The organism is Stenotrophomonas nitritireducens (genome assembly GCF_001431425.1).
Lineage (GTDB): Bacteria > Pseudomonadota > Gammaproteobacteria > Xanthomonadales > Xanthomonadaceae > Stenotrophomonas > Stenotrophomonas nitritireducens.
The window spans coordinates 1-22,433 of sequence record NZ_LDJG01000002.1 but is presented as its reverse complement, the minus strand read 5'-3'; the positions used below and the strand labels follow the sequence as shown (position 1 = coordinate 22,433).

Sequence of the window (22,433 nt, the reverse complement as noted above, 5' to 3'; positions counted from 1 at the left end):
GTCCCTCACCTCAACCCCTCTCCCGGAGGGAGAAGGGTTTCGAGCTGTCCAGCGTTCCGGGGCAGCTGGCTTCAAGCCCGGGCGGGGCGTGGCGACTCCCGCCGGGCGGGAACAACCCCGCTCAATCGCGGGCGTTCCACGCCGGCGTCGGCCGCTTCAGCAGGTGGCGCACGAAGAAGTCGAACTTGCGGCGCTGGATGTAGTCGATCGGTTCCTGCGAGCGGCCCACGCCGTGGCCGGTGCCGGGCACGGTGAGCAGGTCGAAGTCCTTGCCGGCCCGGATCAGCGCGTCGGCCACCTGGTAGGTCGAGGCCGGGTCGACGTTCTCGTCCTGCTCGCCGACGATCAGCAGCAGCTGGCCGCGCAGCCGGTGCGCGTTGTCCACGCCGGAGGCGCGCGCGTAGCTTTCGTCCACCGGCCAGCCCATCCACTGCTCGTTCCAGCTGAGCTTGTCCATGCGGTTGTCGTAGCAGCCGTTGTAGGCCACCGCCACGGTGTAGAACTCCGGGTGGAATTCCAGCGCGTTGAGCGCGTTCTGGCCGCCGGCCGAGGCGCCGTAGACGCCCACGCCGCCGCTGATGTCGTAGGAGGGATCGCGCGCGGCCATGGCCTTGTGCCAGGCGATGCGGTCGGGGAAGCCGGCGTCGCCCAGGTTCTTCCAGGCCACGTCGTGGAAGGCCTTGGAGCGGTTCATCGTGCCCATGCCGTCGATCTGCACGACGATGAAACCCAGGTCGGCCAGCGCCTGTGCGCCGATCAGGCGCTCGTTGCTGGACTGATTGTCGAACGGCCAGAACTTCTTCTGCACGTGCGAATCGTGCGGGCCAGCGTAGATGCTCTCGATGACCGGGTAGCGGCGCGACGGGTCGTAATGCGTGGGCCGCACCACCAGCCCCCAGATCGGCGTTTTTCCATCGCGGCCGGGCGCGCTGAAGGTTTCCGGGGCGCGGTAGCCGGCGGCGAACAGCGCGCTGGCGTCGCCGCGTTCGAGCGTGTCCAGCAGGCGGCCGTCGCGCGCGTCGCGCAGTTCGGTGACGTTGGGCTGGTCCAGCCGCGACCAGGTATCGACGTAATGCGCCATGTCCGGCGACAGGCTCAGTTCGTGCCAGCCTTCGCCCGGGGTCATGTGGACGAGGTTCCTGCCGTCGAGATCGATGCGGTAGAAATGCTGCAGGTACGGGTCGCCCGGCTCGCGGCCGTTGGCGGCGAACCAGATCTGGCCACGCGCCTCGTCCACCTTGACGATCTGCCGCACCGCCCATGGCCCGCGGGTGAGCTGGCGCAGGCGGCCGCTGCGGCCGTCCACCACGTACAGGTGGTTCCAGCCGTCGCGCTCGGACATCCACACGATCCGTTCGCCGCGCCTGCCCACGTCATGGAAGTCGGCGCGTTGCCACCAGCTGTTGACGAAAGTGTCGCTGCGTTCTTCCACCACGCTGCGCGCCGCGCCGGTATGCGCATCCACCTCGATCAGCCGCACCCGCTGGAAGCCGCGCTCGGTATAGCGGAACGCCAGCGTGCGGCTATCGGCGCGGAACTGCGGCGCGCTGATCTCGTAGGGATTGGGAAACAGCGCGGTCGGCACCTCGACGCGGCGGCCGCTGGCGACCTCGAAGATCACCGGGCGGTCGATGTCGACCGCGTCGCCGGGCTTGGGATACAGCTGGGTGCGCACGCGCGGCTGCACCTGGTCGCGCGGCGAGGTTTCCACCCGCGTCACCCGGCGCGCATCGCCCGGCTTGACCCGCAGCACCAGGAAGCGGCTGGAGTCGGGCGACCAGACGATGCTCTCCGGGTCGTAGAAATCGTTATCGGCGCCATCACGCGCCAATACCCTGCTGCTGCCGTCGGCCAGCGTGCGCAGCAGCACGCTGCCGTCGCGCACGAAGGCCTCCATGCGCCCGTCCGGCGAACGCTGCGGCGTAGCGTCGGCCGCCACCGAGAGATCGCGCACCACGCCCCAGCCGCGCGGCCGCGGCGACGGGCCGGATTCGCTCCAGCGCGCGCAGCGGTATTCCGCACCGAGTTCGCAACGCACCCAGGCGTTGTCCACCCAGGCGCGCAGCGCCTTGCCGTCCTTGTCCATCTCGTAATCGGCGAACGGCAGGCGCCGTCCGTCCACGCCGCGGCCGAGCAGCGGCGACAGCGCCGTGGCCAGCCGCACCTGGTCGAATGCGGCCTCGGCCTGCGCCTGCCCCACCCTGCGCACCACGAACTCGAAGCCGCCCGGCGCGGTACGCCGGTAACGGTAGCGTTCGCCGTCGATCCAGGTGGCCGGCCCGGCCAGCCCGGTGGTCAGGTACATCCATTGCTCGCGCAGCTGCAGCGAACGTGCGAACGCCGCCTCGTCCGGTGTCGGCGGCGCCGTGTCCTGCGCGAAGGCCGGCAGGCTGGCGCAGCTCAGCGCCAGCAGCCAGCCGCGGAGGTGGCGATGGATGGTTCCGGATCGAAGCATGCGGTCGTTCTCCCTTGCGTGCGGTCAGGCGAATGGCTGGTCGATAGCGATGGATGGCGGCGTGAACCACTGCGCGCCGTCGGCGGTGACGTGGAAGTGGTCTTCCAGGCGCACGCCGAAGCGGCCCGGCACCACGATCATCGGCTCGTTGCTGCAGCACATGCCCGGCGCCAGCGGCAGGGCGTTGCCGCGCACCAGGTACGGCGCCTCGTGGATCGCCAGCCCGCAGCCATGGCCGGTACGGTGCGGCAGTCCGGGCAGGCGGTAGTCCGGCCCCAGTCCTCCGGCTTCCAGCACGTCGCGCGCGGCCTGGTCCACCGCCTCGCAGGTCACGCCGGGGCGCACCGCGTCGAAGGCGGCCTGCTGCGCGGCGCGCTCCAGGTCCCAGATGCGCCGCTGCCCGGCATCGGCTTCGCCGAAGATCCAGGTGCGGGTGACGTCGGAGTTGTAGCCCTGCACGCTGCAGCCGGTGTCGATCAGCACCAGTTCGCCGCGGCGCAGGTGCTGCACGCCGGGAATGCCGTGCGGGAAGGCGGTGGCGTGGCCGAACTGCACGATGCAGAAGGTCGAACCACCATCGGCGCCGAGCGCGCGGTGGGCCTCGTCGATGAAGCGCACCAGTTCGTCGGTGCCGATGCCCTCGCGGGCGATGCCGGCGGCCAGCCGCTGCACCTGCAGGGTCATGTCGCAGGCCTGCTGCATCAGCGCCAGTTCGGCCGGCGACTTGCACATGCGGCAGCCGTCGATGACCGCCGCGGCCGAGGTGATGGCCGTCGCGCCGAGGTGCGCGGCCAGGCCCACCTGCACGCGGTACGGCGCTTCCGGGTCCAGTGCCAGCGTGCGCGCGCCGCGCTCGACCATGGCCTGGGCCACAAGCGCGTGCGGGTCCTCGTGTTCTTCCCACAGGCGCTTGCCGGCCGGGATGCGCAGCACCGCATCCAGCGAGCCTTCCTCGAACACCGGGCAGACCATCAGCGGCTCGCCTTCCAGCGTGAGCAGCATCGCCACCAGCCGCTCGCTGCCGCCCCACGGCACGCCGGCGAACCAGCGCAGCGAGGTGCCGGCGGTGACCAGCAGCGCGTCCACGCCCTGTGCGCGCATCAGGCCGCGCGCGCGTTCCAGCCGCTGGGCGTATTCGGCATCGCCGATCGGCGGCGCACGGTGCGGCCACGGCGCCAGCTGCGCGCGCGCCTGTTCCAGGGTGAGGTGTCCTATCTGTGCATTCATGGGGTGGCTCCGATATCGGCGGTGGTGCAGTGCTGGTCGGTCCAGCGCGGCAGGCCGCCCGGGTTGCGGTCGCGCAGTTCGGGCGGCAGCAGCGCATCGGGCACATTGTCGTATGCCTGCAGCGCGGTGAAGCGCAGGATCGCCGCCGGCAGGCCGACGGCGGTGAAGCCGGGCTGGGTCGAGGCCGGGAACGGACCGCCATGCTGCTGCGCCGGGCTGACCAGCACGCCGGTGGGCATGCGGTCGGCGATCAGGCGGCCCACGCGCGGCCGCAGCGCGGCGGCGAGCGAACGCCAGGCGGCATCGTCGCTGCCGTCGGCGGCGCGGTACAGCGTGCCGGTGAGTTGGCCTTCGAGGGTCGAGGCGATGGCCTGCATCTGCGCGGCATCGGCCGCGCGCACCAGCAGGCTGCACGGCCCGAAGGCCTCGGCCTGGAACCGCCGCGGGTCGGCGAGGAAATCCTCCGCACCCACCGTCAGCAGCGTCGGCGCATGGCGGTAGCCCGTGGTGCCGGCATCGCCGCCGCACAGCAGCCGCGCACCCGCGTCGCGCAACGCCGCGATCGCATGCCGCAGCGACACCAGCACGCCGCGCGAAAGCAGCGGCAGCGGCGCGGTGGCGGCGAAGCGCGCCTGCACATCGGCGACGAAGGCATCGCCAGCCGCGCCTTCAGGCACGATCACCAGCCCCGGGTTGGTGCAGAACTGGCCGCTGCCGAGCAGGCAGGAACCGCTGAACTCCCCGGCCAGCGCCGGCCCACGCTCGGCCAGCGCACCGGGCAGCAGGAACACCGGGTTGAGGCTGGACAGCTCGCCGAAGAAGGGAGTGCCGGCGGCATCGGCGGCCTGTTTCAGGGCCAGCCCGGCGGATCGGCTGCCGGTGAAGGCGACCGCACCCAGCCGCGCATCGCCGGCCAGGGCCAGGCCCAGTGCCGGTTCGACGTCGTACAGCAGCTGTACCGTGGCCGGCGGCAGGCCGGCGGCTTCGGCGACGCGCTGCGCATGCCCGGCCAGGCGCTGGCTGGTGGCCGGATGCGCCGGATGCGCCTTGGCGATCACCGGATTGCGTGCGGCGATGGCCGCGGCGAAATCGCCGCCGGACACGGCATTGAAGGCGAACGGGAAGTTGTTCGGGCCGAACACCAGCACCGGCTTGCCCAGCGGTGCGTGGTGCGAGCGCAGGCCCGCGGCGGTATCGATCACCGGTTGCGTCCAGCGGTGGCCGCGCACGGCGGCGGCGGCCTGGCGCAGCTGGCTGCAGGTGCGCGGCAGTTCATTGCCGCGCAGCCGCGGCGCGGCAGGCAGGCCGGTTTCCGCGTGCGCCAGCTGCACCAGCGCGTCGGCATCGGCTTCCAGCGCATCGGCGTAGGCGTCGAGGAAGGCGGCGATGCGTTCCGGGTCGGTGGCGGCCAGCCGCGGCGCGGCGGCGCTGGCCGCGGCCAGCGCCTGTTCCACGTCGGTCGCGCCGCTGCGCGGGAACGCCGGCCCGATGGCGTCCCCGCTGGCCGGATCGAACGCACGGAAGGTCTCCATGCCGTCCTGTGCGGCCTGCCAGCGGCCGGCGATGAGCAGGGGCGCGACCGTGTCCATGTCAGCGCTTCCGGGTGGCGATGGCGTGGTCGATCAGCGCCAGCGCCTGCTCGCGCTCGGCGCCCTCCACCACCCGTCGCGGCCCGCGCACGCGCTCGCTGCCCAGGCCCACGCGCTCCTGCATCAGCTTGATCAGCTGCACGAACTTGGGAACCGTGTCCATGCGCAGCAGCGGCAGCGACCACTCGTACAGGTCGCGTGCGGCCGCGTAGCCGCCAGTGCGCGCCTGCTCGAACAGCTGCACCGCTTCTTCCGGGAAAGCGTTGACGGTGCCGGCGATCCAGCCCTCGGCGCCCATCGCGATGCCCTCCACGATCAGGTCGTCCACGCCCACCAGCAGCACCAGGCGGTCGCCGATCAGTTCGCGGATCGCCGCCAGGCGGCGCACGTCGCCGGAGGATTCCTTGATCGCCTGCACGTGCGGGAAATCGGCGGCGAACTGCGCGATCTGCGCCGGAGTGAAGTCGGTGCGGTAGGCGATGGGGTTGTTGTAGAGCAGCACCGGCAGATCGGTGGCGGCCAGGATCGTGCGGATGTACGCCCCCATCTCGTGCGCGTCGCTGGAGTACACATACGGCGGCAGCACCATCACCCCGCCGGCGCCAGCGGCCTTGACCGCCTGCACCAGTGCCACGCCCTCGTCGGTGGACAGCGCGGCGATGCCGGCCACCACCGGCACGCGCCCTTCCACGGCCGCGACCAGGGTGCGCACGATGGCGATCTTCTCGTCGAAGGTGAGCGTGGCGCTCTCGCCCAGCGAGCCCAGCGGCACGATGCCGCTGCAGCCGGCGGCGAGCATGCGCTTGGCATGTTCGGCCAGGAAGGCGTGGTCGACCTCGCCGCTGGCGGTGAAGGGCGTGGTGATGGCCGGCAGCACGCCGCGCCAGAAACCTGCATTGCTCATGGGTCTTTACCTTGTTCGGGTTCGTCGGAGGGAACATCGGCCAATGCGGCCAACGCGACCGGAGTCAGCGGTGGCCGCACGGCGGTGGGGGAGAGGGAAGGCGAAGCCAGCCGCAGTTCGCGCAGCGCGGCGCCGCAGACACGGCCCTGGCAGGCACCCATGCCGCAGCGCGTGACCAGCCGCAGCTGGCGCGGGTCGGCGTGCGCATGCACCGCGGACATCGGCACGTCCTCGCAGCGGCAGGCCAGGGTGTCGGGCGTCGCCAGGGCGCGCGTGCGCGCGTCGGGGGCGAAGTGGGCGTGCAGCAGATCGGCATAGGCACGCTCGCGCTCGCGGCGTGCGCGCAGCGCCTCGCCGCCGCGTTCGTCGCCGAGCGCGAAGCAGGCCGCCATCGCGCCCTCGACGCGCGCGCAGTCGCGTCCGCCGACGCCCAGCGCCTCGCCGGCGGCATGGATGTCGGGATGGCTGCTGCGCAGGCGCGCATCGACGCGCACGGCCGGATGCACCGAAGTCGTATCCAGCCCGCAGCCCAGCAGGCGTGCCAGTTCGACGTTCGGCACCAGTCCCCAGCCGACCGCCAGCTGGTCGCATTCGATCCATTCGCGGCCGTTGCCGCGCTCCACTTCGACCGCACGCAGCGTGTCATCGCCGTGCGCGGCCAGCACCACGCTGCCGGCATGCCATGGCACCCCGGCGAGGCGCGCACGCAGCGCCACCGCCTGCGCCAGCCGCGACGGCCAGCGCCACAGCCGGCGCGCGAAGGCGTGCAGCACCTCCCTGCCCGCCTGTTCGTGGATGCCGAGCACCTGCGCGCCGTGGCGGCGCAGCGTCGCCGCCGCCGCCAGCAGCAGCGGACCGGTGCCGGCCACGACCACGCGTTTGCCGGCCACCGGCCAGCCCTGCTTGGCCAGCGCCTGCAGGCCGCCGGCGCCGGTCACGCCCGGCAGGGTCCAGCCGGGGAACGGCAGCATCAGTTCGCGCGCGCCGGTGGCGATCACCAGCTTGCGCCAGTGCAGCGCCACCGCGCCGTCGGCATGGCTGGCGACCACGGTGTGGTCGTCGGCCAGGACCACTTCGTGCCCGGCCAGCCACTCGATGCCCGCCGAACCGAGGCCCTCGATCTGCGTACGCGCCATCGCCGGCACGCCGAAGCGCAGGTCGTGCCGCCAGACCTGGCCGCCGGCGCGCGGCTGCGCGTCCACCAGCCCGACCTTCGCCCCGCGCCGGGCCGCGGCATGCGCGGCGGCGAGGCCGGCCGGCCCCGCGCCCACCACCAGCAGGTCGAAACGCCGCTGCTTCATGGCTGCGTCTCCACCCGCATGCCCGGCCGCGCCAGCACCATGCAGGCGCGTTGCTGCGCCACGCCGTCGATGCTGACCCGGCATTCGAAACACACGCCCATGCCGCACAGCGGCGCGCGCGGCTGGCCGCCGGGCGAACGGCGGAAGACCGACCCGCGGCGCGCGACCGCGGCGGCCACGCTGGCGCCGTCGGGCACTTCCACCTGCACGCCATCGACGCTCAACACGATGCTGTTCATGCCTCGCCCCGCATCGCGCGTTCCGGCAGGTAGGGCACCAACGGCAGGGCCGGCGTGCGCCCGAGCAGGGCATCGATCACCAGCCGCGCACTGCCCGGCGCCGCGGTGATGCCCAGGCCTTCATGACCGGCCGCCACCCATACGTCGCGACGGCCCGGCACCGGGCCCAGATACGGCAGGCCATCGGCGGTGGCCGGGCGGAAGCCGCACCAGCTGCGCAGCGCGCGCACCTCGCGCAGCGCCGGCACGAAGGCCGTGGCCCGCTGCAGCATGCGTCGCAGCAGCGGCAGTGAAATGTCCATGCCGGTGGCGTCGTACTCGCGCGAGGAACCGATCAGCAGCTGGCCGTTGGGCCGCGGCTGCACGTTGAACGACACGCTGGCCGTATCCGCGCCATGCGCGGCGGCGGCGTAGCCCATTTCGATCAACTGGTGGCGCAGCAGCGGCCGATGGCGCTCGGTGATCACCAGCTGTCCCTTGCGCGCGCGCATCGGCAGTTCCGGCAGCAGCTCCGGCAGGGCCACGCCCGTGGCCACCAGCACCGGTCCGTGCAGCACGCGGCCATCGGCCAGGCGCACGCCGCCATCGACCAGGCATTCGGCGCGCGCGCCGGCGAACAGCTGCGCGCCGGCTCCGCGCGCTTCCTCGATCAGGCGCCAGGCCACGCGCGGCGGATACACCACCGCGTCGTCGGCCACGCGCATGCCGCCTTTCATGCCGGCGGCGAGGGCGGGCTCCAGCGCATACAGGCCACGCGCATCGACTGCTTCGGCGCGCACGCCCATCGCCGCCAGCGCTTCGACGCGCGCCGCCACACCTTCCAGCTCCTGTTCTTCGCGCGCCACCCACAGCGTGCCGCAGCGCTGGTGCTCGCTCTCGGGCCATGCCGCCCAGCGCTGCCACAGCCGCAGCGAGTACACGCACAACGCCAGCTCGTGCGGGTCGCCGTCCATCGCCACCAGATGGCCCATCGCCGCAGCGCTGGCGCCGCCGCCGATCGCACCGCTCTCGACCACCGCCACGCGCAGGCCGGCGGCGACCGCCGCCTCCGCGCAGGCGGCGCCGACGATGCCGGCGCCGATGACGATCAGGTCGTGGCGACTGTGACCACTCACGATGCCTGGCTGCCGATGCCCCAGGCGAACGGATCGGCGTCGTCGATCAGCAGGGTCGCGCGCGCGGTGATCCAGGCCTGGCCGGTGATCCGCGGCAGGATGCCGCGCGTGCCCTGCCGGTAAGAGGCCTCGAACGCGCTGCCGAGGATGCCCTGCTGTACCCAGCGCACGCCTTCGTCCAGCTTGCCGTCGGCGGCCAGGCAGGCCAGCTTGGCGCTGGTGCCGGTGCCGCAGGGCGAACGGTCGTAGGCCAGGCCCGGGCACAACACGAAGTTGCGCGCGGTGCCGCTGCCGTCCGGCGCGGTCGCGTTGACTTCGACATGATCGATGGCGCCGTCGGCACCGCCGATGCCGTCGCGCTCCAGCGCGATGCGGATCGCTTCGGTATAGGCGGTCAGCTCGCGCTGGTTGGCCAGGGTCAGCGCGCAGGGCGCCTGCGCGGTGATGAAGAACCAGTTGCCGCCCCAGGCCACGTCGCCATGCACCATGCCATGGCCGGGCACGTCCACCGCGACATCGTGCAGGTGGCGCCAGCTCTCCACGTTGTCCACCGCCACGCGGCCGTCGGCGAACAGTTCCACGCCGACCGTGCCGACCGGCGTCTCGATGCGGTGCCGGCCCGGCTGGATGCGGCCCAGCTCGGCCAGGGTGCGCACCACGCCGATGGTGCCGTGGCCGCACATGCCCAGGCAGCCGACGTTGTTGAAGAAGATCACCCCGGTGCACGCGGACGGGTCTTCGGCCGGCAGCAGCAGCGCGCCCACCATCGTGTCCGAGCCGCGCGGCTCGCAGGCCAGCGCCGCGCGCCAGTGGTCGAAGTCGCGCATCAGGCGCTCGCGGCGCTGCTGCAGGCTGCCGCCGCCGAGGTCGGGAAAGCCGCCGAGCACGACCCGGGTGGGTTCGCCTGCGGTATGCGAATCGATGATGTCTATCCGGTGCATGCGGACATGCTCCCATCGCCGCCGCAGGGCCGAATAGCAGCGCTTTCGGCGCCCTCATGCGGAATTCGGCACAACCCCGGAAACGCTGCGACACGGCCCGGAAGCATGCGCTAGCATCGGCCGCACGCCACGCCGACGAGCGCCAACGCGAGGACGACGCCCATGGACGCACAGCATTCCTCAAGCGAAGTGCAGCAGCTGTTCGATGCGCTGCCGGATACCGTGTTCTTCGTGAAGGACCGCGAGGGGCGCTACACGCACTGCAACCTCACCCTGGTGCAGCGCCTCGGCCGCCGGAAGCGCGGCGACGTGATCGGCCGCTCGCCGCTGGAAGTGTTCCCGCCGCCGCTGGGCAACCGCTACCTGCTGCAGGACCGGCAGGTGCTGGCCGGCGATCCCATCGCCGACCGCCTGGAGGTGCACCTGTATCCGAACCGGCGCCCCGGCTGGTGCCTGACCGTCAAGCGCCCGCTGTTCACCGATGGCGAGATCAGCGGGCTGATGGGCGTCTCGCGCGACCTCGGCCGGCCCAACAGCCGCCACTCCGCCTTCGCCCAGCTCGACCGGGTGGTGGCGCACATGCAGGAACATTTCGAATCCAACCTGCGCGCACCGCACCTGGCCGAGCTGGCCGGCATGTCGCTGGCGCAGCTGGAGCGCCACTTCCGCCACGTGTTCCAGCTCACCCCGCAGCAGTACCTGATCAAGCTGCGCATCGAGAGGGCCATGCGCCTGCTGCGCGGGGCCGGCAGCATCGCCGGCATCGGCCAGCGCTGCGGCTTCAGCGACCAGAGCGCGTTCGCGCGCCAGTTCAAGGCCACCGTCGGCATGACCCCCAGCGAGTACCGCAACCTGGAAGACGTGTTCGACGGCGGCGAGCCGGCCGACGCGGCCGAACCCGCGCGTCGCCCCGGCTAGCGGAAAACCCGGGGGCGGAACCGCGTTCCCGGCTGCGTACTGCGCAGGCTGGCGGAATCTCGACGGGAACCTGGGCCCGCCCCCGGTTTTCCGGCTCGGTCAGGGCACGAACAGGTAGTAGTCGTGCGCGGCACGCGCCAGCTGGGCGATGGCCGCATCGCGCGCTTCGGTCGAGGCGCGCGACTTGATGAACACCGTGGTCACGACATGGCCGCGCCCGTTCGGCAGCTCGATCACGCCGACGTCGTTGATCACGTCACCCACCGTACCGGTCTTGTGCGCCACCGGCGTGCCGCTGGGCAGCATGCCGCGCAGGCGCGCGTTGCCGGTGCGGGTGTCGAGCATGATCTGCTGCAGCACGCGGGTCGATTCCGGCGACAGGAGCTCGCCCTTCCAGGTGCGCTGCAGCAGCTGCGCCATGGCGCGGGCGCTGCTGGTATCGCGCGGGTCGGCGTTCCAGGCGTCCATGTTGGTGCGCCGCTGCGCCTCGCTGCGTTCGCTACGCGACAGCTCGCCATAGGCGGCCGGCCCCAGCGGCTGCGCATGCGAGGCGCCGTTGCCGTAGTAGTTGGCCAGCAGTTCCCAGATGTAGCGGTCCACGCGCAGGCCGTCGACGCCGAGCGCGCGCATGCGCTGCTGCACCGCCTCGGGACCGCCGCCGGTGCGGACCAGGATGTCGGTGGCGTTGTTGTCGCTGACCGTGATCATCATGTGCAGCAGGTCGCGGATGGTAATGGCCGAACCGGCGCTCAGATGGGTATCCATCGGGCCGCCCATGTCCGGGTAGATGTCGTCCGGCCCCAGCAGCACCTGCTGCTGCAGGCCCAGCTTGCCCTCGTCCACCAGCTTGAGGATGTGCACCGCCACCGGCACCTTCATGGTGCTGGCCATCGGCAACGGCCGGTCGCCATTGACGTAGACCGCGCGCCCGCTCTCCAGGTGCACCAGCGCCGCGCCCACCTCGCCCGGCAACTGCGCGGCCAGGCGCTCGGCCTCGGCCTGCAGCGCGGCCGGCTGCGGCGGCGCCTGGCGCGCGTGGGCCAGCATCGGCGTGGCGCACAGGCTGCCCAGCAGCAGGGCCGAAGCCAGCACGGAGGTACGCAGGCGGGGACGCTGGGAACGACGGACGGCAACGGTCATGGAAGATCCTCTTGCAATGGAACGGATGCGAAGGTGCGAACGGCATGGTAACGGCATGGCCGATGCGCGCGGCAACCCCGGAAACGACGAAGGCCGCCCGTCGCCGGGCGGCCTCCGCTTTCTTTCCGTCAGGCCGCGCTCAGTGCTCGGCGGCCCTGCCCGCGCCGATGCCGGTCTCGGCGCGCACCTGTTGCGCCGGATAGGCGGCACGCTCGGCCTGCCCGCGCGCGCTCTTGTCCAGCACCGAGAACAGCCAGATGCCGGCGAAGGCGATGGTCACCGAGAACAGCGCGGGGCTGGTGTACGGGAACGGCGCGCTGCCGGCCGGGTTGCCCAGCGTGTCCACCCACACCGACGGCGACAGCAGGGTCAGCACCAGCGACGAGGCCAGGCCGAGGAAGCCGCCGATCACCGCGCCGCGGGTGGTGCAGTCCTTCCACAGCAGCGACAGGATCAGCACCGGGAAGTTGGCCGAGGCGGCGATGGCGAAGGCCAGCGACACCATGAAGGCCACGTTCTGCTTCTCGAAGGCGATGCCCAGCAGCACCGCGACCACGCCCAGCACCACGGTGGTGACGCGCGAGACGCGCAGTTCCGAGCCTGCCGGCGGCTTGCCCTTCATGATCATCGTCGCGTACAGGTCGTGCGATACCGCCGAGGCGCCGGACAGGGTCAGGCCGGCGACCACCGCCAGGATGGTGGCGAAGGCCACCGCCGAGATGAAGCCCATGAACAGGTTGCCGCCCACCGCCTTGCCGACCAGCACCGCGGCCATGTTCGGCCCGCCCTGGATGGTGCCGGTGACCGGGTCGGCGTACTCGGGATTGGTCAGCACCAGGGCGATGGCGCCAAAACCAATGATGAAGATCAGGATGTAGAAGTAGCCGATCCAGGTGGTGGCCCAGAACACCGACTTGCGCGCCTGCTTGGCGTCGGGGACGGTGAAGAAGCGCATCAGGATGTGCGGCAGTCCGGCGGTGCCGAACATCAGCGCCATGCCGAAGGAGATCGCCGAGATCGGATCCTTGACGAAGCCGCCCGGCCCCATGATCGACAGGCCCGCGCTGGCCGCTTCTTCCGCGTTCTTTCCGCCGTTGGCGGCGATCTGGGTCTTGACCCGCACCGCTTCGGAGAACAGCGCCTCGAAGCTGAAGTTGAAATGCCACATCACCATCAGCGCCATGAAGGTCACCCCGCACAGCAGCAGGCAGGCCTTGATGATCTGCACCCAGGTGGTGGCGGTCATGCCGCCGAACAGCACGTAGACCATCATCAGCACGCCGACCAGCATCACCGCGATCCAGTAGTCCAGGCCGAACAGCAGCTTGATCAGGGCACCGGCGCCGACCATCTGCGCGATCAGGTAGAACAGCACCACCACCAGCGTGCCGGAGGCGGCGAACAGGCGGATGGGCTTCTGCGCGAAGCGGTAGCCGGCCACGTCGGCGAAGGTGAAGCGGCCGAGGTTGCGCAGCCGCTCGGCCATCAGGAAGGTCAGGATCGGCCAGCCGACGAGGAAGCCGATGGCGTAGATCAGGCCGTCGTAGCCGTTGGCCATCACCGCCGCGGTGATGCCCAGGAACGAGGCCGCCGACATGTAGTCGCCGGCGATCGCCAGGCCGTTCTGGAAGCCGGTGATGCCGCCGCCGGCGGTGTAGAAGTCCGATGCCGAACGGGTGCGCGCCGCCGCCCACTTGGTGATGCCCAGGGTGGCCAGCACGAAGGCGGCGAACATGACGATCGCGGTCCAGTTGGTGGGCTGGCGCACGGTCTGGCCGATGTCGCCACCGGCCGCCAGGGCCGCGCCGCTGGCGGCCAGCAGGGCGATGAACGCGCCGCAGCGCAGGAACCTACGGGTCATTGCGCGTCCTCCACGATCTGCTGGGTCAGCTGGTCGAATTCCTTGTTGGCGCGGCGCACGTAGAAGCCGGTGATCAGGATGGTGAACACCATCAGCCCCAGCGCGATCGGGATGCCGATGGTGGTGATCCCGCCCTCGCTGACCGGAGTGGCGAGGAACGCCTTGTCGAAGGCGATCAGGCCGATATAGCCGTAATAGGCCAGCAGCATCAGCACGGTAAGGATCCAGCCCAGGCGGTTGCGCGACTGCCGCAGCCGCTGGTAGGCCGGGTGGGAGGCGATCCGCTCAACACGGGGATCGACGGAAGCATTCATCGGGATTCTCCAGATTTCGGGAATACGGGCACCGGCGCGCGGTGCTCGCCGGTGCGTGGCATGAGTGCTCCCCGTGGGGGTAGGGAGATGGTGCGTACTGCCTTTCCTGCGCCGGCACCGGTGCCGCGAGGGCGCCGGTGCCGGGTACTCAGAAGCTGTACTTGGTGGTGAACTGCACGCGGCTGATGTCGCCCTTGCGGCCGTCCTCGATCTCGCGCACGCCGTACATCAGCTCGGCGCCGATATCGACCTTGGGCATCGGCGTGTAGAACACATTACCGCGGATCGACTGCACGCTCTTGGTCACCAGCGGGCCGGTGATCGAAGCGTCGTTGTCGTAGTCGCTGCGCGCGTAGATCAGGTTGGTGCGCAGCTTCGGGGTGAAGGCATGGCGCCAGCCGACATAGCCGGCGATCACGCCGGTCGGGTCCAGCTCGTCGCGCACCGCGTCCCAGGCGCTGTCGCCGGTGATGCCCAGGCCGATGTAGCGGGCGATGCCCTGGCCGCCGGTGAGCTGGTAGTGCAGCGAATCGCTGTCGCCCATCGCCCACTTGCCACCCAGGGTCAGGCCGCCGCCGGTGGCGGTGGCGTGCGCGCCGGTGGCCTGGTTGTCCACTTTGAGCTGGCGCAGCAGGCCGGCCACGCCAAAGGTGCCCCAGTCGCCTTTCCAGCCGTAGCGCACGGTCAGGTCGGGCAGCGCGCCGCGGTCGGAACTGGCGGCGCCGACCAGGGTGGTTTCCGGGTTCTCCAGCGAGGCGCTGAAGCCGCCCTTGGTATAGCGCACCTGCGCCTGGCGCACGAAGATCACGCCGTCGGTCGGGCCGACGAAATCCACCGCCTCGGGGATGGAGGCCACGTCCATGAAGTTGGACCAGGTCTGGCCGGCCAGCCAGTTGTTCCAGTACATGTAGGCATGGCGCAGGGTGACGCCATAGGTGTTAGTGGCGGTCTGGTTGCCGAGCGCGTTGCCGAAGAAGTCCATCTCCACCATCGCGCCGGCCTTGTCGCCGTTCCCGGCCACGTGGTCCACGCCCAGGTTGAAACGCGAGAACTTGGCGTGGGCGTTGTAGTCCACGCCCGAGGCCTTGCCCGAGCCGCCGGCGCCGTGCACCGGGGTCTGCCCCGGCAGGTACAGCGCGCGGCCGGTGGCGTCGTCGGCGAGCTGGCCGTCGCCGGTGCGGGTGGCGAGGAAGTCGGCCTTGATGAAGCCGCCGAACTTGAAGGTGGTGCCCGGCGTCGCGCCCGGGGTGATGCTGGTCACCTGGATCGGCTGCTTGCCGGCCGGCACCGCCGGTGTGGCCGGTGCGGCGGCGGCCGCCGCCTGCTCGGCGCGCACCTGCTGCACCTCGCCCTGGGCCTGCGCGATGGCGCCCTGCTGTTGCTGCTGGGTGGACAGCAGCAGCTGCACCTGCCGCTCCAGTTCGGCGACGCGCGCTTCCAGCGCCTTCTCCTTCGCGGTGCCGGCGAAGGCCATGCCCGGCGCCAGCAGCGCCACGAACAGCGCGGCGGCAAGTGGCCGGCGCGTCATCGCCCCCGCGGCCAGGAACGGATTGCCCGCTCGTTTCAACACGTGTCTGTTCATCAGGTCTGCCTCTCTCCGGCTGGCGTTGACGGCCGCGTCGGTCGCACGGTCAGCGGCAGGGTGCGCGGCCTTCGCGGCGGGCGGCTATTCGCCATTAGTCGAAAGCGGGCGGGTATTCGACCATCGTCTAACGCGGGGGGCAGCGCGCGGCAGGGGCGATGCGGCACACTTGGGAAGTCCCGGCCGCGTCGCAGGATGTGGCTGCTCCATTGGTTACAAATGCAAAGGTGAGGGTGTTGCCATGGCTGATCTCTATCCCGTCGATCCCGCGTTCGCCGCAAGGGCGCGGATCGACAAGACCACGTACCAGCAGCAGTACCGCGAATCGGTGGAGAACCCCGACGCGTTCTGGGGCAAGGCCGCCGAGCGCCTGGACTGGTTCACCCCGCCGACCCGGATCAGGAACGTCAGCTACCAGCTGGACGATTTCCGCATCAAATGGTTCGAGGACGGCGAACTCAACGTCAGCGTGAACTGCCTTGACCGCCAGCTGGCTACCCGCGGCGACAAGACCGCGATCCTGTTCGAGCCCGACAGCCCCGACGCGCCGGCGCAGAAGGTCACCTACCGGCAGCTGCACGAACGCGTGTGCAAGCTCGGCAACGCGCTGCGCAACCTCGGCGTGAAGAAGGGCGACCGCGTCACCATCTACCTGCCGATGATCGTCGATGCCGCGGTGGCGATGCTGGCCTGCGCGCGCATCGGCGCGATCCACTCGGTGGTGTTCGGCGGTTTCGCCGCCAACTCCATCGCCGACCGCGTCGGCGACTGCGGCAGCAAGCTGATCATCACCGCCGACGAAGGCCTGCGCGGCGGCAAGAAGGTGCCGCTGAAGGCCAACGTCGACGCCGCGCTCAAGCTGCCCGGCACCAATACCGTTGAAACCGTGCTGGTGGTGCGCCATACCGGCGCGGCGGTGGACATGCAGGCCCCGCGCGACCGCTGGTTCCACGACGTGGTCGATCCGCAGCCGGCGCAGTGCGAACCCGAGCGCATGAACGCCGAGGACCCGCTGTTCATCCTCTACACCTCCGGTTCCACCGGCAAGCCCAAGGGCGTGCTGCACACCAGCGCCGGCTACCTGCTGTTCGCCGCCTACACCCACGAAGCGGTGTTCGACCTGCGCGAGGACGACATCTACTGGTGCACCGCCGACGTGGGCTGGGTCACCGGACACAGCTACATCGTCTACGGCCCGCTGGCCAACGGCGCCACCTCGGTGATGTTCGAGGGCGTGCCGAACTACCCGAACACCTCGCGCTTCTGGGAGGTGATCGACAAGCACCAGGTCACCATCTTCTACACCGCGCCCACCGCGATCCGCGCGCTGATGCGCGAGGGCGAGGCGCCGGTCAAGCGCACCTCGCGCAGCAGCCTGCGCCTGCTCGGCAGCGTCGGCGAGCCGATCAATCCGGAAGCCTGGCGCTGGTACTACGAGGTGGTCGGCGATGCGCGCTGCCCGATCGTGGACACCTGGTGGCAGACCGAGACCGGCGGCATCCTGATCTCGCCGCTGCCCGGCGCGATGGACCTCAAGCCCGGTTCGGCCACCCTGCCCTTCTTCGGCGTGCAGCCGGCGCTGGTCAACGCCGACGGCGAGATCCAGGAAGGCGCGGCCGAGGGCAACCTGATCATCCGCGATTCGTGGCCGGGCCAGATGCGCACCGTCTACGGCGACCACCAGCGCTTCATCGACACCTATTTCCGCACCTACCCGGGCAGCTACTTCACCGGCGACGGCTGCCGCCGCGACGAGGACGGCTACTACTGGATCACCGGCCGCGTGGACGACGTGATCAACGTCTCCGGCCACCGCATCGGCACCGCCGAGGTGGAGAGCGCCCTGGTCAGCCACCCGAAGGTGGCCGAGGCCGCGGTGGTGGGCTTCCCGCACGACATCAAGGGCCAGGGCATCTACGCCTACGTCACCCTGGTGGCCGGCGAGGCGCAGACCGACGAACTGCTCAAGGAACTGGTGGCCTGGGTGCGCAAGGAGATCGGCCCGATCGCCGCGCCGGACCACCTGCAGTGGGCGCCGGGCCTGCCCAAGACCCGCTCGGGCAAGATCATGCGCCGCATCCTACGCAAGATCGCCGAGAACGCGCCGGACCAGCTCGGCGACACCTCGACCCTGGCCGACCCGTCGGTGGTGGCGTCGCTGGTGGAAGAGCGGAAGGTGCGCTGAAGCCAGGAACGAGTGGAGAGGAACAAGGAACGGGTAGCAGCGTCATTACCCCTAACTGTTCCTCTCCCTCTACCCTGGCCCTGGCCTGCTCCCACTCGTTTCCCGTTCCTCTCCATTCGTCCCGCGCCCCATGCCTACCCTCCTGATCGCCGACGACCATCCGCTGTTCCGCGAAGCGCTGCGCGGCGCGGTGCAGCGGGTGATTCCCGGAGTGCGGCTGCTGGAGGCCGACAGCGTCGAGGCGCTGTATGCGCTGGCCGAGCAGCATCCCGACGCCGACCTGGTGCTGATGGACCTGAACATGCCCGGCGCGCAGGGCTTCAACGCGCTGGTGCACCTGCGCTCGCTGCACCCGCAATTGCCCATCGTGGTGGTGTCCGCGCGCGAGGAACCGACGGTGATGCGGCGCGCGCTCGACCATGGCGCGTTCGGCTTCATTCCCAAGTCGGCCGATTCGGACACCATCGGCCACGCGCTGGGCACCATCCTCGACGGCGAGCGCTGGGCGCCGGCCGAGGCGCACAACGTGCCGCCCACCGACCACGAGGAACGCGAGGTCGGCCAGCGCCTGCGCGAACTGACCCCGCAGCAGTTCCGCGTGCTGCAGATGCTCGGCGCCGGCCGCCTCAACAAGCAGATCGCCTACGACCTGAACGTGTCCGAGGCCACCATCAAGGCGCACGTCACCGCGATCCTGCGCAAGCTCGGCGTCACCAACCGCACCCAGGCGGTGCTGATGGCCGGCAGGCTGGCCATCGACGACGACAGCATCGTGCTGCCGCCGGAAGAGGACTGAGCCGCACCCGGCAGCCTCCTGCGGAGCGGCCGAGTGCCGCTCCATGGACGGGAACGCCGTTCAGGCCGCGCGCGGCTGCCGCGGCGCGTCGTCGCCGCCCAGCACGAACGTTTCCGCCGCCACGGCCAGCTCCTGCGCCTGCTCGCGCATCGCCAGCGCCGCCTGCGAGGACGCATGGGCGACGTTGCCGCTCTGCCGCGTTCCCTCGCCGATGCGGCGCAGCAGCCGTTCGACGTCGTCCACCGCGCTGACCTGGCGCGCGGATGCCGCATCGATGCGCGCCATCGCCGTCACCACCTGCTGCACGCGACCGCCGATGTCCTGCATCGCCTCGCCGCTGCTGTCGACCAGGCGCGCGCCTGCCTCCACCTGCTGCAGCGAGGCGTCCACCAGCGTGCGGATCTGCTGCGAGGCCTCGGCCGAACGCTGCGCGAGCTGGCGCACCTCGCCGGCGACCACGGCGAAGCCGCGGCCATGGCTGCCGGCGCGCGCCGCCTCCACCGCCGCATTGAGCGCCAGCAGGTTGGTCTGGAACGACAGGCTGTCCACTGTAGCCACGATCTCGCGGATGTGGCGCGAGGACGCGCGCAGCCGCTCCATGCCGGTCACCGCGGCGGCGGTGGCTTCGCGCCCGCGCTCGGCGGCGACGCTGGCGGCCTCGGAGATTTCCGCGCTCTCGCGGGCGCTGCCGGCGTTCTCGCGGGCCTCGCCGGCCACCGAGCGCACCCGCTCCAGCGCGTCGTGCACGTCGTCCACCTGCTGCTGGACCTGGCCGGACAGCTCGCGGGTGCCGCTGGCCATGTCGTCCACCGCCGCCTGCACGCTGCCGGCCGACTGCTGGATGCTGGAGACGATGCCGCCGACCTGGCGCATCGCCACTTCCAGCCCCTGCCGCAACCGCGCGTAGATGCCATCGCCGTCGCCGCGCATGCGCGCGCTCAGGTCGCCGCGGGCGAAATGGCCGATGACGCGGGTGGCGTCGCCGACCTGCGACTGCACGCCGTCCAGCAGCGCGTTGATGCGCCCGGCCAGCTCGCGCACGAAGCCCTGCTTGTCGGCCAGCTCGATGCGCCCTTCCAGGTCGCCCGCGGCGGCGGCGGCCACCACCGCCGCGACCTCGTGGGCGATCACCCGCTCCAGGCGGCGGTCCTGCCATTCCATCACCAGCCCCAGCACCCGATCCTGCTCCAGCACCGGGCTGGCGCGCAGCAGGAAGCCGGTAGTGCCCAGTTCCACCTCGGCATCGACCGTGTGGCCACGCTCCGCTTCGGCGAGCACCGCGGCCACGTCGGCGCCGAGCGCGGCCGCGTCCACGCCGGTGCCGATCTGCGTCTCGACGCCGGCCTGGGCAAAGGTCTGCAGCAGCGCGTCGTTGGCATAGACCACGTGCCCCTCGCCATCGGTCACCAGTACCGCGGCGCGGGCCACGTCCAGCGCCTGGCGCACGCGCTGGTTGGCGAGCGCGGCGACGCGTTCGGCGGCGATGCGCTCGCGCAGGCTGGTCTGCATCTGCATCAGCGCGGTGGCCAGGCGGCCGATCTCGTCCTCGCGGTTGCGCACCACCAGGGTGCCGTCGAGATGGTCGTCGGCGATGGCGCGGGCGAACGCGGCGGCATCGGCCAGCGGCCGGTCGATGGCGCGCAGCAGCAGCATCAGCAGCGACACCAGCAGCAGGCCGACGATGAGCACGGTGGCGGCGAAGGTCGCGTTCATCCAGGTGCGCGCGGAGGCCTGCCCGGCGCGCTGCTCCTGCAGGGCGCTGCGCTGTCCCTGCTGCAGGCGCTGGATCACCGGGTCCACCTGCGCGGCATGGTCGTCCAGCGCCTGGGTCTCGCTGTCCACGCCGAAGCGCGCCGCGGCATAGGACAGGAACGCGCCCTGGTAAAGCTGCATCGCTTCGCGCACCTGCGCGCGCACGCTCTCGGGCATGCGCGCGCGCTGCAGCAGCAGCTCGAACGGCATCGCCTCCGCGCCCAGCTCGTCGGCATATTTCTGCTCGCGGCGCAGGATGAAGTCCTTCTCATGGCGGCGCATGCTCAGCATCGACACCTGCAGCTCCGGCTCGCGGTAGTCGCCGATCAGGTTCTCCACCGTATGCACCGCCGCGCGCAGCTCGCCCTGCATGCCGCTGTCGGCATCGTGGCCCAGCTCGCCGATGCGCTCGTCCAGCAGCTGCGCCGATTCGAGATAGGACCGCAGCGTCTGCGCCAGTTCCGCCGGCCAGGGGTCGGCGCCCTGCACCGGCGCCAGCGCCTCGTCCAGCTGCGCGCGCGCCTTGCCGAAGGCCTGGCCGGCGGCGGTCGAGAACGACATGGCATACTCGGCCTGCGCGCGCCGCGTCTCGGCGAAGGCGCGGGCCAGGTTCTCCAGCCGCGCCGCATCCTGCTGGTAGCGCTGCAGGCGCTGGTCGGCGGCGCGCATGCCGGCGCTGAGCCAGGCATAGGCCGAGCCGATGACGGCCAGGCCGACGACCAGGGCCAGCAGGCTCAGCCGCAGCTTCTGGGCGATTCCAAGCGGGAATTTCATTGCGGGACTCCGGACGTGGGGACGCCTCGTGATCGGCCGTGTCCGCGGATTCTTTAGCGCCGCCCGCGGACGCGCATGCGATGGCAGTGCGCGTGCGGCGCACATGAAGCCAGCGCTCCATGACAGCGGCATGTCAGCGCTCGGCCGGGGTGCCTGCGCGGCCGTGCTAGAATCCGCGCTCCCTTGGGGAGTAGCCTGCTTCCAGCGTCTGGAAGCGCTCGCGTCAACACACTCGACCATTGCGTCGTGGCGCGTGCGACCGGTTCCACGGTTGGCGAGACCAACGGCATGCCGCGCAACGTCAGGTTGGGCGCGCCGCATGCCGTCCGTCTCCGCCCGACCAGGAAAACCCGATGTCCCCGATCTCCATCCTCCTCGTCGGCTTCGCCATGTCCACCGACGCCTTCGCCGCCGCGATCGGCAAGGGCGCGGCGATGCGCCGTCCGCGCCTGCCCGACGCGCTGCGCGCCGGCCTGATCTTCGGCGCGATCGAGGCCATCACCCCGCTGGTGGGCTGGCTGCTGGGCCGCGCCGCATCGCAGTATGTGCAGGCCTTCGACCACTGGATCGCCTTCGTGCTGCTCGGCGCGCTGGGCGTGCACATGATCGTGGCCGGCCTGCGCCCGGATACGGAGGAAGAAACGCAGGAGGCCGACGACAATCGCCACCACCGGTTCTGGACCCTGGCCGCCACCGGCCTGGCCACCAGCATCGACGCGGCGGCGGTCGGCGTGAGCCTGGCCTTCCTGGACGTGCACATCGGCGTGGTCGCGCTGGTCATCGGCCTGTGCACCCTGGTCATGGTCACCCTGGGCATCATGCTCGGCCGCGTACTCGGCGCCCTGGTCGGCAAGCGCGCCGAGATCGTCGGCGGCGCGATCCTGATCGTCATCGGCGCCGGCATCCTGTACGAGCACCTGAGCGGCGCGGCCTGACCTGCGTCCGCCGATGGCGCTTCGACGGAAGGCGCCATCGCCAAAGCCCCGCCGGGCGCTGCCCGGCGCTACAGAAGCGCGGCAATCCCTCGCCCTGTAGAGCGGGGCAACGCCCCGCTGGAGCATTCCCGGCAAAGCCCCGCCGGGCGCTGCCCGGCGCTACAGAAACGCGGCAATCCCTCGCCTTGTAGAGCGGGGCAACGCCCCGCTGGGGCCTTCCCGGCAAAGCCCCGCCGGGCGCTGCCCGGCCAAGCCGCTCGCTACAGCCGCCAGGCGGTGAGGAAGGCGCGCAGCGAGGCCGGCTTCACTGGTTTGGTCAGCACCCGGTAGCCGCGCTCGCGCGCCAGCCGCTTGAGTTCGTCGCGGCCGTCGGCGGTGAGCAGCGCGCCGGGCAGCGGCCGACAG

Annotated in this window: 17 protein-coding genes; 4 read left to right on the top strand and 13 right to left on the bottom strand. The window is 71.2% G+C overall.

Features of this window, described 5'->3' with window-relative positions; translation table 11 throughout:
- Positions 1-121 precede the first annotated feature (121 nt).
- Genes ABB22_RS00980 through ABB22_RS00945 form a run of 8 tightly spaced genes read right to left on the bottom strand, consistent with a single transcriptional unit; the run spans position 122 to position 9,771 of the window.
- A complete protein-coding gene (locus ABB22_RS00980) occupies positions 122-2,455 on the bottom strand; it encodes a S9 family peptidase (protein ID WP_055765473.1) in 2,334 nt (777 codons plus the stop codon).
- A 24-nt stretch (positions 2,456-2,479) separates the two neighbouring features.
- On the bottom strand, positions 2,480-3,682 hold the full coding sequence (locus ABB22_RS00975; protein ID WP_055765476.1) for a M24 family metallopeptidase: 1,203 nt from the start codon (positions 3,680-3,682) through the stop codon (positions 2,480-2,482).
- Complete coding sequence (locus ABB22_RS00970; RefSeq protein WP_055765479.1) at positions 3,679-5,271, bottom strand: aldehyde dehydrogenase family protein; 1,593 nt, start codon at positions 5,269-5,271, stop codon at positions 3,679-3,681. Before ABB22_RS00970 ends, ABB22_RS00975 begins: the two co-directional genes overlap by 4 nt.
- 1 nt (position 5,272) lies before the next feature.
- Positions 5,273-6,175 carry a dihydrodipicolinate synthase family protein gene (locus tag ABB22_RS00965; RefSeq protein ID WP_055765481.1) on the bottom strand — a complete coding sequence of 301 codons (903 nt, stop codon included), beginning with the start codon at positions 6,173-6,175 and terminating at the stop codon, positions 5,273-5,275.
- Positions 6,172-7,476, bottom strand: a complete 1,305-nt coding sequence (locus ABB22_RS00960) for an NAD(P)/FAD-dependent oxidoreductase (protein ID WP_055765485.1) — start codon at positions 7,474-7,476, stop codon at positions 6,172-6,174. Before ABB22_RS00960 ends, ABB22_RS00965 begins: the two co-directional genes overlap by 4 nt.
- Positions 7,473-7,715, bottom strand: a complete 243-nt coding sequence (locus tag ABB22_RS00955; protein ID WP_055765487.1) for a (2Fe-2S)-binding protein — start codon at positions 7,713-7,715, stop codon at positions 7,473-7,475. Before ABB22_RS00955 ends, ABB22_RS00960 begins: the two co-directional genes overlap by 4 nt.
- Positions 7,712-8,833 carry an NAD(P)/FAD-dependent oxidoreductase gene (locus ABB22_RS00950; RefSeq protein WP_425477761.1) on the bottom strand — a complete coding sequence of 374 codons (1,122 nt, stop codon included), beginning with the start codon at positions 8,831-8,833 and terminating at the stop codon, positions 7,712-7,714. The genes ABB22_RS00955 and ABB22_RS00950 overlap by 4 nt, the downstream gene beginning before the upstream one ends.
- Complete coding sequence (locus ABB22_RS00945; RefSeq protein WP_055765494.1) at positions 8,827-9,771, bottom strand: proline racemase family protein; 945 nt, start codon at positions 9,769-9,771, stop codon at positions 8,827-8,829. The genes ABB22_RS00950 and ABB22_RS00945 overlap by 7 nt, the downstream gene beginning before the upstream one ends.
- Positions 9,772-9,933: 162 nt before the next feature.
- On the opposite strand from ABB22_RS00945, the gene ABB22_RS00940 reads away from it, so the two are divergent.
- Positions 9,934-10,689, top strand: a complete 756-nt coding sequence (locus ABB22_RS00940; RefSeq protein ID WP_055765496.1) for an AraC family transcriptional regulator — start codon at positions 9,934-9,936, stop codon at positions 10,687-10,689.
- Between the two features lie 99 nt (positions 10,690-10,788).
- Here the strand turns inward: ABB22_RS00940 and bla are convergent, their stop codons facing one another.
- The 4 genes from bla to ABB22_RS00920 all read right to left on the bottom strand — a co-directional run bounded on the left by bla (position 10,789) and on the right by ABB22_RS00920 (position 15,586).
- Positions 10,789-11,829: a class A beta-lactamase gene (gene bla, locus ABB22_RS00935; RefSeq protein WP_055765499.1), complete on the bottom strand. Its 1,041-nt coding sequence runs from the start codon at positions 11,827-11,829 to the stop codon at positions 10,789-10,791.
- A gap of 139 nt (positions 11,830-11,968) precedes the next feature.
- Positions 11,969-13,690: a cation acetate symporter gene (locus ABB22_RS00930; protein WP_055765502.1), complete on the bottom strand. Its 1,722-nt coding sequence runs from the start codon at positions 13,688-13,690 to the stop codon at positions 11,969-11,971.
- Positions 13,687-14,004: a DUF485 domain-containing protein gene (locus ABB22_RS00925; protein WP_055765505.1), complete on the bottom strand. Its 318-nt coding sequence runs from the start codon at positions 14,002-14,004 to the stop codon at positions 13,687-13,689. Before ABB22_RS00925 ends, ABB22_RS00930 begins: the two co-directional genes overlap by 4 nt.
- A gap of 148 nt (positions 14,005-14,152) precedes the next feature.
- The gene (locus ABB22_RS00920; RefSeq protein ID WP_425477758.1) at positions 14,153-15,586 is read right to left on the bottom strand and encodes a DcaP family trimeric outer membrane transporter; all 1,434 of its coding nucleotides are present in this window, start codon (positions 15,584-15,586) and stop codon (positions 14,153-14,155) included.
- 241 nt (positions 15,587-15,827) lie between these two features.
- Between ABB22_RS00920 and acs the strand changes: the two genes are divergently transcribed.
- Together acs and ABB22_RS00910 are read left to right on the top strand one after the other, a co-directional pair.
- Positions 15,828-17,771, top strand: a complete 1,944-nt coding sequence (gene acs, locus ABB22_RS00915) for an acetate--CoA ligase (RefSeq protein WP_055765511.1) — start codon at positions 15,828-15,830, stop codon at positions 17,769-17,771.
- Between the two features lie 130 nt (positions 17,772-17,901).
- Positions 17,902-18,567: a response regulator transcription factor gene (locus ABB22_RS00910; RefSeq protein ID WP_055765514.1), complete on the top strand. Its 666-nt coding sequence runs from the start codon at positions 17,902-17,904 to the stop codon at positions 18,565-18,567.
- 60 nt (positions 18,568-18,627) lie between these two features.
- On the opposite strand, the gene ABB22_RS00905 is transcribed toward ABB22_RS00910, so the two are convergent.
- On the bottom strand, positions 18,628-21,093 hold the full coding sequence (locus ABB22_RS00905; protein WP_055765517.1) for a methyl-accepting chemotaxis protein: 2,466 nt from the start codon (positions 21,091-21,093) through the stop codon (positions 18,628-18,630).
- A gap of 353 nt (positions 21,094-21,446) precedes the next feature.
- Here ABB22_RS00905 and ABB22_RS00900 point away from each other — a divergent pair, with 353 nt between their 5' ends.
- Positions 21,447-22,028 carry a manganese efflux pump MntP gene (locus ABB22_RS00900; RefSeq protein WP_055765519.1) on the top strand — a complete coding sequence of 194 codons (582 nt, stop codon included), beginning with the start codon at positions 21,447-21,449 and terminating at the stop codon, positions 22,026-22,028.
- Positions 22,029-22,433 lie beyond the last annotated feature (405 nt).

Coding starts and splice junctions, on each gene's coding strand:
- ABB22_RS00980 (WP_055765473.1), bottom strand. CDS start 2,455: ATGCTTCGATCCGGAACCATCCATCGCCACCTCCGCGGCTGGCTGCTG.
- ABB22_RS00975 (WP_055765476.1), bottom strand. CDS start 3,682: ATGAATGCACAGATAGGACACCTCACCCTGGAACAGGCGCGCGCGCAG.
- ABB22_RS00970 (WP_055765479.1), bottom strand. CDS start 5,271: ATGGACACGGTCGCGCCCCTGCTCATCGCCGGCCGCTGGCAGGCCGCA.
- ABB22_RS00965 (WP_055765481.1), bottom strand. CDS start 6,175: ATGAGCAATGCAGGTTTCTGGCGCGGCGTGCTGCCGGCCATCACCACG.
- ABB22_RS00960 (WP_055765485.1), bottom strand. CDS start 7,476: ATGAAGCAGCGGCGTTTCGACCTGCTGGTGGTGGGCGCGGGGCCGGCC.
- ABB22_RS00955 (WP_055765487.1), bottom strand. CDS start 7,715: ATGAACAGCATCGTGTTGAGCGTCGATGGCGTGCAGGTGGAAGTGCCC.
- ABB22_RS00945 (WP_055765494.1), bottom strand. CDS start 9,771: ATGCACCGGATAGACATCATCGATTCGCATACCGCAGGCGAACCCACC.
- ABB22_RS00940 (WP_055765496.1), top strand. CDS start 9,934: ATGGACGCACAGCATTCCTCAAGCGAAGTGCAGCAGCTGTTCGATGCG.
- bla (WP_055765499.1), bottom strand. CDS start 11,829: ATGACCGTTGCCGTCCGTCGTTCCCAGCGTCCCCGCCTGCGTACCTCC.
- ABB22_RS00930 (WP_055765502.1), bottom strand. CDS start 13,690: ATGACCCGTAGGTTCCTGCGCTGCGGCGCGTTCATCGCCCTGCTGGCC.
- ABB22_RS00925 (WP_055765505.1), bottom strand. CDS start 14,004: ATGAATGCTTCCGTCGATCCCCGTGTTGAGCGGATCGCCTCCCACCCG.
- ABB22_RS00920 (WP_425477758.1), bottom strand. CDS start 15,586: ATGAACAGACACGTGTTGAAACGAGCGGGCAATCCGTTCCTGGCCGCG.
- acs (WP_055765511.1), top strand. CDS start 15,828: ATGGCTGATCTCTATCCCGTCGATCCCGCGTTCGCCGCAAGGGCGCGG.
- ABB22_RS00910 (WP_055765514.1), top strand. CDS start 17,902: ATGCCTACCCTCCTGATCGCCGACGACCATCCGCTGTTCCGCGAAGCG.
- ABB22_RS00905 (WP_055765517.1), bottom strand. CDS start 21,093: ATGAAATTCCCGCTTGGAATCGCCCAGAAGCTGCGGCTGAGCCTGCTG.
- ABB22_RS00900 (WP_055765519.1), top strand. CDS start 21,447: ATGTCCCCGATCTCCATCCTCCTCGTCGGCTTCGCCATGTCCACCGAC.